This window comes from Solibacillus sp. FSL W8-0474 (assembly GCF_038004065.1).
Lineage (GTDB): Bacteria > Bacillota > Bacilli > Bacillales_A > Planococcaceae > Solibacillus > Solibacillus faecavium.
The window spans coordinates 1,780,067-1,790,544 of the sequence record NZ_JBBOQJ010000001.1 but is presented as its reverse complement, the minus strand read 5'-3'; the positions used below and the strand labels follow the sequence as shown (position 1 = coordinate 1,790,544).

Below are 10,478 nucleotides of genomic sequence, written 5' to 3'. Positions count from 1 at the left end.
ACCAGTATAAGTAACTAACAATCGGTAGTATAAAAAAACAATTTTCCCTCTTCCTCTTTGGATTGAGGGGAAATTGTTTTAATATAATTATTTATAACATTTACAATTGTAATTACTTTAATATCAACTTCAAAAATGAACAATTATTTATTTTGCACTTCCACTAACAAACTCAGTTGTAGGATAATACATATTCTTAACAATTACATTTGCCCCTAAACACTTTACCGCAGGACAATGGCAATTGATTGATTTAGAAATATTTGAATCTAACCATCTTTTGTAAATTTGGTTTAATGACTCATTTATTATATTACCAAAAGCTTGACCATCATCCGAGAAGTCTGTAACTGAAATGTCTCCCGAAAAAATATTCAAATTCATTCTGGAGCGTCCATCTACATCATTTCTAATCGTTGTATTTGGTTCGCTATTGATTCGTTTGATAAGTGCTAAATCTCTCTCATCCTGACTACATGGATAGAACGGTAATGTACCGAATAACACCCATATATCTTTGTTTCGATAATCAAGTATTTCATTTGCGACTTTTCTGTATTCATCCAACCCGATAACTTCAAGCTTTTCTGCGAAATCACTTGCGTACATAGGATGAATTTCATGACGTTTACATAGCATTTCATTTGCTACTTCGTTATGAATTTTCTCCATATATGGAACAGTGTTACGATTTAACATTGTCTCGGCAGATACAAAAATACCACCTTTAGATAGCTCTCTCGCATTATCAAAGATATTACGATATAAATTCCCTCTATATTCAATTGATGGAGTTTTATCCATCATCGCGAATCCTGTTTCAACAAATTCTCTTTCATCACACCAGTTGTGCGATATATGCATTACATCTAAATAAGGAGCAACTAATTCGTAGTGTGACATAGGTAAAGTTAGGTTAGAGTTGATCTGTGTCTTAATCCCTCTACTCTTCGCATACTTCAAGAGTGGTAACAAATTATCTTTTATCCCCTTTTTAGTCAATAAAGGTTCTCCACCTGTAAAACTCATTGTACGTAAAGTTTCCACTTCATCTAATTTACGAATAATTTGGTCTGCTGGGATTGCAGGTAATTCTTTCGTTAATAATGTGTAACCAACTGCACAATGCGAACATCTCATATTACATAAATTTGTTGTTGTAAACTCTATATTAGATAAAGTTAATTTGCCATGATTATCTATATCGATGTAACTTTCCCATTCATCATGTGGTTTTTGAACTGTAAACATAAAAAACTTCCTTTCCATGCGTATAATTTTCGCACAGATAAGGAAGTTTTTAAAGTACTATCTATCTATCTATTTATATATTATATCGAAATTAAACTTATCTTTAATAATAATCTTTTTGACAATTTTATTTACCTCACTTTTACTCGTTACAATAATATCTTTATCTTTCTTTATTTTCTCGACAATTAATTTTTCTTGAGTAGCTTTAAATTCACATGGTTTTAAATTATTACGTTTAATTTTTGTCTTACAGTAGTATGTGACGGGAGAGGTTCTATTGATTTTACGTATTGATGATTGTCCACAATAACAATATGCTACATTCTTAAAAAGAATATGTTCATACGGTTCCGCCTCTTTTTTAGGCGAATAATTGAATAATATAATTTTTAAAGTATCAATGTCTTTTATAGTTAATTCAGAGCATAAGACATATAGGTATTCAAGATAATCTATTAAAGTTGTATTTGCTAATTTTAATATTTTTTCTATATCTGTATATTTTATTTGTTTAGAATTATAATATAACCGACATGTATATTCTGACATATTACCTACTTGAGTAAAATACCGTTTAGCAATGTGCATTTGTTTATTATAGGCACTTTTAAAGTGATTCGTATTTATGTTTTTTAAATCTTCTAAATTAATCATGTCGGCATTTTGAGGATTTAATAAATAATTTGTTGTAAAAGTGAAATTTTTTAAATTTTGGTAGAAATGTTCTGCAATAGCATTCGCGAAATCAAAGTAGTTAAATTCAAATTTAAATAAAGAATTTATATCTTTTACAACTAGCGGAGAACCAATGATGTCACGTAAATCTGTGCGTGAGTATGTTTTACCGCTTTTAAAATATGCGCATAGTCGCGATGTCCGTACTCAAATGAACTCAAACTTAACAATTGATGGAGAACGCTACCTGGAAATTGCCCCATATCTGGATGTACTACATATCTCCCATAACTGGGGTACGATTGAGGAATTCGTTGAAACCGGCTTTGCCATGATGGAACGGAAACCGACATTTGATCAACGTGCCGCTTTATTTCAGCGGATGATCGACAATTCAAAAATGCTTGCTGAAAACGGTGTAATGGTATCGGCTGAAACGATGTTGAACAAAAAAACATTGCCTTACTTAGACCATATCCACAAGCAAATTGTAGAAGAAATGAAATGTGCGCGACACGAAATCCATCCAATGTACCCATCAGATTTCGCCAGTGCCTTAACTTCATTATCTCTTGAGGAAACGCGTGAAGCGATTCATCATTTACTGGATATTCGCGATGAAAATACTTGGATGCTGTTTGGAACTCTTCCCTTTTATCCTTGTAGTAAAACCGAGGAAGACCAAAAATTACTGGACCGCTTACGCAACGCTCCAAATGTAACTATGCGTAACGACCCGGACGGACGTTCTCGTTTAAATATTAATATTTTCACAGGTGACGTTATCGTAACAGACTTTGGAGATACACCACCTTTAGGCAATATTACGTCCAATTCGTTACCGGTAATTTTTGATAAATGGCTTGAAACTGATTTGGCGAAAAGCCTAAACTGTCACTGCCCTGCTGTAAAATGCCTAGGTCCTAATGTGCTCGTTAAAAACATGTATTATCAGGACGAACAGTTTATTAGTGGTTCAGTAAAATAAAGTAGAAAATGGGCTAGGACCGAATTTCATTGGATAAGGAAAAGACCCTTATTAAAAAACGATACTTTAAAAATTGATTGGAATGGAGGGCGACTCCAGCGGGAACAGCGCGTCGCCTGAGACGTTCGTGTAAGGCCGTGCCCGCGGAAAGCGTCCCGGAATGGAAATCAATTTTTTATGCCAGCAAAAAATGTCATTTCTCTCAAGGAGAATAATGGCATTTTTTAGGTTGTGTCTCAGTTCCTTTTCGTTGTATCCAAATGCTGATTAACTCAGTTGAACTTTTAAAAGCTATCGCACCATCTTGGTCGCATGATATTATAGTAGAAGATTATTTAAAGGAGCTATACCCTATATGGACAATTTACGTGAGCAATGGTTTGGAAATATTCGTGCAGATGTACTAGCAGGTCTAGTTGTTGCATTGGCACTAATTCCGGAAGCAATTGCTTTTTCTATTTTAGCAGGAGTAGATCCGATGGTCGGACTGTATGCTTCTTTTGTTATCGCTGTCACAATCAGCTTTGTTGGCGGACGCCCAGCAATGATCTCTGCAGCAACGGGTGCGATGGCCCTTGTTATCGTGTCACTTGTAAAGGATCATGGATTACAGTATTTATTAGCTGCAACGATCCTAACTGGAATTATTCAAATGATTTTTGGCGCTTTAAAAATTGCTAGACTTATGAAGTTTATTCCGAATGCCGTCATGATTGGCTTTGTAAACTCACTTGCCATTTTAGTCTTTATCGCTCAAACGCCCCACTTTATTGGCGGGAGCCTCATAACATGGTTATTTTTACTCGGAACAATAGCGCTCATTTACTTAATTCCTCTTTTTATAAAAGGAATTCCTGCACCTTTAATTGCTGTTATCATCTTAACAATAGTAGCCATTTATTCTGGATTTAATTTAAAGACAGTCGGAGATATGGGAACAATTACGCAATCATTGCCTTCTTTTTTCATTCCCGATATTCCGTTTACTTTTGAAACATTAATGATTATTTTACCTTATTCATTAGCTTTAGCTGTTGTCGGCTTGGTGGAATCTTTATTAACGGCTTCTATTCTCGATGATATGACTACTTCTGAAAGTGATAAAAATAAAGAAGCACGCGGACAAGGGATTGCCAATGTCATCAATGGATTTTTCGGTGGTATGGCCGGCTGTGCCATGATCGGGCAGTCTGTTATTAATGTAAAGTCCGGTGCAAGAGGCCGTTTGTCCACATTTGTCGCTGGTGTATTTTTAATGTTTTTAATATTGGTTTTAGGAGATTATGTCGTGCAGATTCCAATGCCTGTACTCGCTGGTGTTATGGTTGTTGTATGTATTACGCAATTCGACTGGCGTTCATTTAAATATGCAGCGACAGCACCAAAGAAAGACGTTTTTGTTATGCTGCTTACAATTGGGGTTGTATTGTATACGCACAATTTAGCACTAGGAGTGGTTGCCGGTATTGTTGTAAGTGCCCTATTCTTTGTCAATGAAATTTCCCGTGTTACGATTTCTCAGCAAGGCACTACTTATTTCGTAAAAGGTCAATTATTCTTTGCGTCAACAGAGAGCTTTATGGACTATTTCAAATCAAATTCAGTTGAGCAACCTTCTATTCAAATTGATTTTGCGCAATGTAAGGTTTGGGATGATTCAGCGATTGGGGCTTTAATGAAGGTAAAAGATCAGCTTAAAGCGAAAAATATAGAGGTAGCCTTCTTAAATATTGATGAATCGAGCAAACAGCTCATGAAAAAATTAACAGGTACTACATTAACCGATTAGGAGTGGATTTATGTATCAACATATTTTACTTGCCGCTGATGGTTCAGAAAACTCAATTCGAGCAGCAAAGGAAGCTGTAAAAATAGCGAAAATAAATCCTAGGACAATGGTAACCATTATTTTTGTCATTGATATGGTAAAAGTGAAAACAGAAGTATTGCATGCAAGTTCCAATGAAGGTCTTTATATGGAGCGTCTTCAAAAGATTGTACCGATTGAACAATTATTTCAAGATGAGCAAATTGAATGCCAAGTTGAAATGGTTCACGGATCACCCGCTCCGGAGATTATTAAATATGCCAATACACAAAATGTAGATTTAGTCGTAATCGGCAGCCGAGGCTTAAACAGTTTGCAGGAAATGGTTTTAGGGAGTGTATCGCACAAGGTAATGAAACGTGTTCAATGTCCGGCTATGATTGTAAAATAAAAAACTGTAGACAAACTCACTTCGGGTTTGCCTACAGTTTTTTTGATTTAGGCACTGTTAAATTTAATTGTTGTTTTTTAATAAATAATTATGCGAACCAGATTTATCGTGGTTTCCTATTATTGTTTTAGTAAGAGAAATAAGGCTTAACAACAATAAAAAAATATACGATTTTATGCAAGATAGAGAAAACGCCCATCAAGTACAAATAATGCATAAAAAATGTTCACAAGAAAAAGCACGAAACGCTGTTTAATCAGCGTTCGCGCCTTTTAAACTATCCACAAAATTTGATTTGTAAACGTTATTTTTTAAATACTAGCCTAATTAAAGGCTTACATTGAACTAATTAGGCTTGTTAATAATACATAAGCCATAATTATATAAACTAAAGTTAATGAGATGCTGATAACAATAAAAGCTTTCTTACGTTTGTACAGACTTATAAATACAAAGATTAAAAGTAAAACCAAAATGCTGAAAAGAATACTAGTCAAAGACATTATCTATATTTCCTCCCTACCAAAAATATACTTCTATATTATGGAAACGGTTTGATTTAGAATTAGTTCTCAAAGTAATAGTATGAAAAAACTCCCCATTTGATAAACAGATTTTATTTTTTAATCTGTCTACCTAATGGGGAGCATATCATTTTACTTATTTCGTGGGTTAGTGTGTCTTCTCAATCATTCATATGGGAACATTATTCAGTTTTATATTACATAATGTAAAATCTTTAATTGACTATTCTCCTTTAAATACAGGCTTCCTCTTCTCTGTAAACGCTCTAACTCCTTCCTGAACATCTTTTGTTTCAAAACATTGTTTTATAAAAGCATATTCTTGTTTTAAAATCGTTGTAAGATCTGTGTCTTGACTAGTAGTAAGTAGCCTTTTAGAAAGCGTCATTGCTATTGGTGGTCCTGCTGCTAGCTCTACAGCAAAATTCATCACCTGTTTTTGAAATTCTTCAGCAGGGAATACCCCATTTATCAATCCAATTTGTTCTGCTTCATCAGCGTATATGTCTCTACCAGTTAAGATTAACTCGTTAGCTCTTGACTGTCCGACCAACCTCGGTAAAAAATAACTCATTCCTGCATCTGGGCTAAGACCACGGCGAATGTATCCTGCAGTTATCTTTGCATTATTTGACATAAAGCGTAAGTCACAAGCCAGTGCTAACGCTAGTCCTGCACCTGCTGCCGTCCCATTTATTGCAGCAATAACTGGTTTATCACAATGAACAATCCCTAATGCTTGATGACCTACCCAACCTAATTCATCTAACTTTTCAGAGCGGGTTTGTGTTTCTGAACCCTCAGCATTTTCAGTCAAATCAAGACCCGAACAGAACCCTCTACCACTACCTGTAATAATAACAACACGTACTTCATCGTCTAAAGAAGCCTCTGAAAACGCCTGGATAAGCTCATTACTAAGTATATCGTTTATTGCATTTAAACGTTCAGGTCTGTTTAATGTCAGAGTACGTACCCCATCATTTGTTTCTACAATAATATGTTTCATTTAAACTTCCCCCTTAGTTTTTCAGAAAATTATTAAACAATCCAGATACCAAAGTCTATTTCTCCATTTGTAATATTATCTATTTGGCTAACTCCTGATATCCCTTATTATCATATTCGATACTAATCTATATATATTCCTTCTTTAATGATATATTTTGCTAGTTTAATCGTATAATCTCTATATATACAATTCAATTTCAACATATCCATTTATTTGAACGGTATCCATTTTCAACATCAACCTTTAACAGAGCCTTGTTTTAAATAGAGTGAACTATTAAAGTTTATTTAATCGAAGAGGTGAAAGTGTAAAACACTTACCTCATGATAAGTTTTTATAACAATGGCAATTAACTGTATGATCATTTACCATTCCGACCGCCTGCATATAAGAATAGCAAATGATACTTCCGACAAATTTAAATCCATCTTTTTTTAACTGTTTACTCATCTGATCACTAATCTCGGTTGTAATGGGAACCTGTTGCGGGCTTTCCCACGCGTTGACAATTGGCTTACCATCCACAAAGGACCATATATAATTTGAAAAGGAGCCATAATTTTTTTGAACGGCAAGGAAGCTTTTTGCGTTTGTAACAACACTATTGATTTTCAACTGATTGCGTATAATGCGCTCATCGTTTTTTAATGCCGTTAATTTAGCTTCGTCGTACTGAACTATCTTTTTGGCATCGAATTGATCAAATGCTTCTATGTATCCTTCTCTGCGCTTTAAAATCGTCAGCCAGCTCAATCCTGCCTGTGCCCCTTCGAGACAGAGCATTTCAAACAATTTCCGGTCATCATAAACCGGTACTCCCCATTCCTCATCATGGTATTTCACATAAACCGGCTCATCCAGCTTCACCCAACTACAACGCTCCATGTCATCACCGCATCCTTGTTTTATTTTCAACTGTAAGGGATTTTCGGAAACTATGTCAAATAAACGGTAAGCTTGAAGTATTATATTAATTTCGTCTATTGCTTTTGCGGTTGTAGGATTAAAAATTACGAAGTAAAATAGATTATACTGAACAAATGTGTATGATTTTTGACAACTTTCATAGAGCGTACACACATATATATTGGAGGAACATCGTGAGAAATTTATTGCAGGTTATCCCTATTCCGATTAGCGGCCTTATGCTCGCTTTCATTTCATTGGGAAATTTATTATTAAGTATGAATCAGTCAGTAACAGGACATTTTTTCTTTTTTATTGGTATACTACTGTTTATTTTAATCGTGGGGAAAATTCTTTTTGCTTTCTCTTCTGTAGTGAAGGAAATGCAAAACCCGATTATTGCATCTGTTTCCCCTACTTTTACAATGGGGACTTTATCAATTAGTAATGGGTTGCACTATTACGGCATACCAGAAGCTGTAATACACCTTTTATGGAGTGCTGCTGCCGTTTTACAAATTGCTATTATTATATATTTCATCAAAACCTTTGTTTGGAGAAATAAAGTCACGATTTCAAATATCTTTCCAAGCTGGCTCATTTTATTTGTAGGGACGGCTGTAATGCCTCTAACAGCAGGAAATTTATCAGGAATGTTCACGAAGAGTATTTTAATTTTTGCTGTATGTGCATTTATTATTTTAGTGCCAATTATTATTTTACGTGGCTTTATTCGCAAAGATCTGCCTGAACCGACTATTCCGATGCTGACGATTTTAACTGCTCCGGTATCGCTTAGTTTGGCAGCCTACTTTAAGCAGTTTGAAGCGCAATTAGTTATTGTCGTCACTTTCTTTATCGTTGCACAGCTATTGTATCTTTTAGTATTAACGAAATTACCGAGTGCTCTTAAGCTCCCATTTTATCCAAGCTATGCAGCATTTACTTTCCCATTGGTTATTTCCGCAACAGCGACCAATGCAGTGATTCATTTCTTTGAACAGAGTGAAACGTTTAGTCATTGGTTAACGATCTATTTTTATTTCCAATTAATATTCTCTTCGGTTATGGTGCTTTATGTTTTCGTACGCTATATCAATTATTTAACAGTACAGCTACGCCAAAAGCGGGCAATTGTTACTGATAAAAAAGAGGCAATTTCTTAATAATATTAAAATATTGAAACATTCCCCCTTTAGACGTCGTATTATACATAAAAGGGGGGATTTTTTTTGAAAAGAGTCATTTTTGCACTTTTAATCATTATTTTAATATTAATACTCATTTATTTCTGGCTTGGCAAGGAAATGGATGCAGTACTAAAAAACGAGGCAGACGGTACCAATGAGTATGTCGTAATATTAGGCGCAAAAGTTAAACCCGGTGGTATCCCTTCCCTCTCTTTAAAAAACCGGTTGGATGTGGCATTGGACTATTTACGAAAACATCCTTCTGTTAAAGCAATTGTTACTGGGGGTCAAGGTGCAGATGAGGATCGAACAGAAGCATCTGTCATGGCCGATTATTTAATAGAACACGGTATTGATCAAAATAGAATTATGCTGGAAGATCAGTCTACCTCCACTTATGAAAACTTATTATATGCTAAAGAACTATTACCCGAAGAAGTAACAAACATTACGATCATCTCCAATGATTTCCACTTAAAACGAGCTGTCATACTTGCAGATAAAGTCGGCCTGCAAGCAGATGTTTTGGCAGCGCCTACGCCTAAATCAGTCAACACTAAATCTCGTATACGGGAGCGTTTAGCATTAATAAAAGCATATGTAAAAGGTCAATAATTTTACATTCCGTCTCTATTTCGTTATCGTAAATAGTAACGAATAGTAGAGGTGAACTAAATGAAACTTAGTATCTTAGATCAAGTACCTATATCAAAAGGGATGTCTTCCACAGAAGCCCTAGCAAATGCCGTAAAACTTGCTCAGCTTGGCGATGAGCTAGGCTATGAGCGAATTTGGTTTGCTGAACATCATAATACAACATCGCTTGCAAGCTCGGCACCTGAAGTAACGGCTGCATATGTGGCTGCGAAAACAGATCGTATTCGAGTTGGAACAGGCGGCATTATGATGATGCATTATTCACCTTTTAAGGTGGCAGAGGTGTTTAAAACATTGGCTGCTTTAGCTCCTGGCCGAATTGATTTTGGTGCAGGACGCGCACCTGGTGGGGATATGCCTGCTATGACTGCTCTTGCTAGCGGACGTAGACCAGATGTGACGGAGCAATATGATAAGCTTGAGATTATTTTACGCTTAATGAATGAACAACGGACTGGTGAAGCCATTTACGATAATGTTGTCGCCGTTCCTTTTAAAGTAGAGCTTCCTCAAGGTTGGCTGCTCGGCTCCAGCGGACAAAGTGCAAGACAGGCCGGTGAAGCAGGAGTTGGCTATTCTTTTGCCCAGTTTTTCAATGGACAAATGTCTAAGTCTATTTTTGATGCCTATCGAAATAGTTTCCAACCTTCATATTTTATGGAGCAGCCGAAAATTATTACGACATATGCGGTAAGTGTTGCCGAAACGACTGAAGAAGCAGAATACTTATCAATGCCAATGCAAATTACGCGATTGAATTTAATTCGTGGTAAGCTGCTGAACGTACTGTCTCCTGAAGAAGCGAATGACTACCCATTAACGGAAATGGACAAAATGATTTTACAGCAAAACCGTCCTCTTATGTTAATCGGGTCAGCGAAGGAAGTTGTCAACCAGATGAAAGAGGAGCAGGAGTACTTCGGCTTTGATGAAGCAATGATTAACTGTAATCTCTATACAATTGACCAACGATTAAACAGCTATCGTCTATTGGCGGAAGAGCTTAATAAATAAAAAAAGTGCTAACAACGTCGTGAATTTTGAACGTTGTTA

Annotated in this window: 9 protein-coding genes and 1 pseudogene; 6 read left to right on the top strand and 4 right to left on the bottom strand. The window is 35.7% G+C overall.

Annotated elements, in window-relative coordinates; all coding sequences use genetic code 11:
* Window positions 1–147 precede the first annotated feature (147 nt).
* Both yfkAB (NYE67_RS08790) and NYE67_RS08785 read right to left on the bottom strand, forming a co-directional pair.
* Window positions 148–1,251 carry a radical SAM/CxCxxxxC motif protein YfkAB gene (gene yfkAB / locus NYE67_RS08790; RefSeq protein WP_340730896.1) on the bottom strand — a complete coding sequence of 368 codons (1,104 nt, stop codon included), beginning with the start codon at window positions 1,249–1,251 and terminating at the stop codon, window positions 148–150.
* 69 nt (window positions 1,252–1,320) lie between these two features.
* Window positions 1,321–1,908, bottom strand: a complete 588-nt coding sequence (locus NYE67_RS08785; protein ID WP_340729772.1) for a hypothetical protein — start codon at window positions 1,906–1,908, stop codon at window positions 1,321–1,323.
* A 139-nt stretch (window positions 1,909–2,047) separates the two neighbouring features.
* On the opposite strand from NYE67_RS08785, the pseudogene yfkAB (NYE67_RS08780) reads away from it, so the two are divergent.
* From yfkAB (NYE67_RS08780) to NYE67_RS08770, 3 genes and pseudogenes are all read left to right on the top strand, one after another.
* A pseudogene (gene yfkAB / locus NYE67_RS08780) lies at window positions 2,048–2,917 on the top strand (radical SAM/CxCxxxxC motif protein YfkAB); the annotation flags it as partial.
* Between the two features lie 355 nt (window positions 2,918–3,272).
* Complete coding sequence (locus NYE67_RS08775) at window positions 3,273–4,706, top strand: SulP family inorganic anion transporter (RefSeq protein WP_340729771.1); 1,434 nt, start codon at window positions 3,273–3,275, stop codon at window positions 4,704–4,706.
* A 10-nt stretch (window positions 4,707–4,716) separates the two neighbouring features.
* On the top strand, window positions 4,717–5,136 hold the full coding sequence (locus NYE67_RS08770; RefSeq protein WP_340729770.1) for a universal stress protein: 420 nt from the start codon (window positions 4,717–4,719) through the stop codon (window positions 5,134–5,136).
* Between the two features lie 747 nt (window positions 5,137–5,883).
* Here NYE67_RS08770 and NYE67_RS08765 read toward each other — a convergent pair.
* Window positions 5,884–6,669 (bottom strand): enoyl-CoA hydratase/isomerase family protein, encoded by a 786-nt coding sequence (locus NYE67_RS08765; RefSeq protein ID WP_340729769.1) that lies wholly within the window; start codon window positions 6,667–6,669, stop codon window positions 5,884–5,886.
* A 324-nt stretch (window positions 6,670–6,993) separates the two neighbouring features.
* Window positions 6,994–7,557, bottom strand: a complete 564-nt coding sequence (locus NYE67_RS08760; RefSeq protein ID WP_340729768.1) for a DNA-3-methyladenine glycosylase I — start codon at window positions 7,555–7,557, stop codon at window positions 6,994–6,996.
* Between the two features lie 215 nt (window positions 7,558–7,772).
* On the opposite strand from NYE67_RS08760, the gene NYE67_RS08755 reads away from it, so the two are divergent.
* The 3 genes from NYE67_RS08755 to NYE67_RS08745 all read left to right on the top strand — a co-directional run bounded on the left by NYE67_RS08755 (window position 7,773) and on the right by NYE67_RS08745 (window position 10,439).
* Window positions 7,773–8,744, top strand: a complete 972-nt coding sequence (locus NYE67_RS08755; protein WP_340729767.1) for a TDT family transporter — start codon at window positions 7,773–7,775, stop codon at window positions 8,742–8,744.
* Between the two features lie 66 nt (window positions 8,745–8,810).
* Window positions 8,811–9,383: a YdcF family protein gene (locus NYE67_RS08750; RefSeq protein WP_340727830.1), complete on the top strand. Its 573-nt coding sequence runs from the start codon at window positions 8,811–8,813 to the stop codon at window positions 9,381–9,383.
* Window positions 9,384–9,443: 60 nt separating this feature from the next.
* On the top strand, window positions 9,444–10,439 hold the full coding sequence (locus NYE67_RS08745; RefSeq protein ID WP_340729766.1) for an LLM class flavin-dependent oxidoreductase: 996 nt from the start codon (window positions 9,444–9,446) through the stop codon (window positions 10,437–10,439).
* Window positions 10,440–10,478 lie beyond the last annotated feature (39 nt).

Bases quoted from the DNA above. Each gene is read 5' to 3' on its own strand.
- yfkAB (WP_340730896.1), bottom strand. From the start codon at position 1,251: ATGTTTACAGTTCAAAAACCACATGATGAATGGGAAAGTTACATCGAT.
- NYE67_RS08785 (WP_340729772.1), bottom strand. From the start codon at position 1,908: ATGATTAATTTAGAAGATTTAAAAAACATAAATACGAATCACTTTAAA.
- NYE67_RS08775 (WP_340729771.1), top strand. From the start codon at position 3,273: ATGGACAATTTACGTGAGCAATGGTTTGGAAATATTCGTGCAGATGTA.
- NYE67_RS08770 (WP_340729770.1), top strand. From the start codon at position 4,717: ATGTATCAACATATTTTACTTGCCGCTGATGGTTCAGAAAACTCAATT.
- NYE67_RS08765 (WP_340729769.1), bottom strand. From the start codon at position 6,669: ATGAAACATATTATTGTAGAAACAAATGATGGGGTACGTACTCTGACA.
- NYE67_RS08760 (WP_340729768.1), bottom strand. From the start codon at position 7,557: ATGGAGCGTTGTAGTTGGGTGAAGCTGGATGAGCCGGTTTATGTGAAA.
- NYE67_RS08745 (WP_340729766.1), top strand. From the start codon at position 9,444: ATGAAACTTAGTATCTTAGATCAAGTACCTATATCAAAAGGGATGTCT.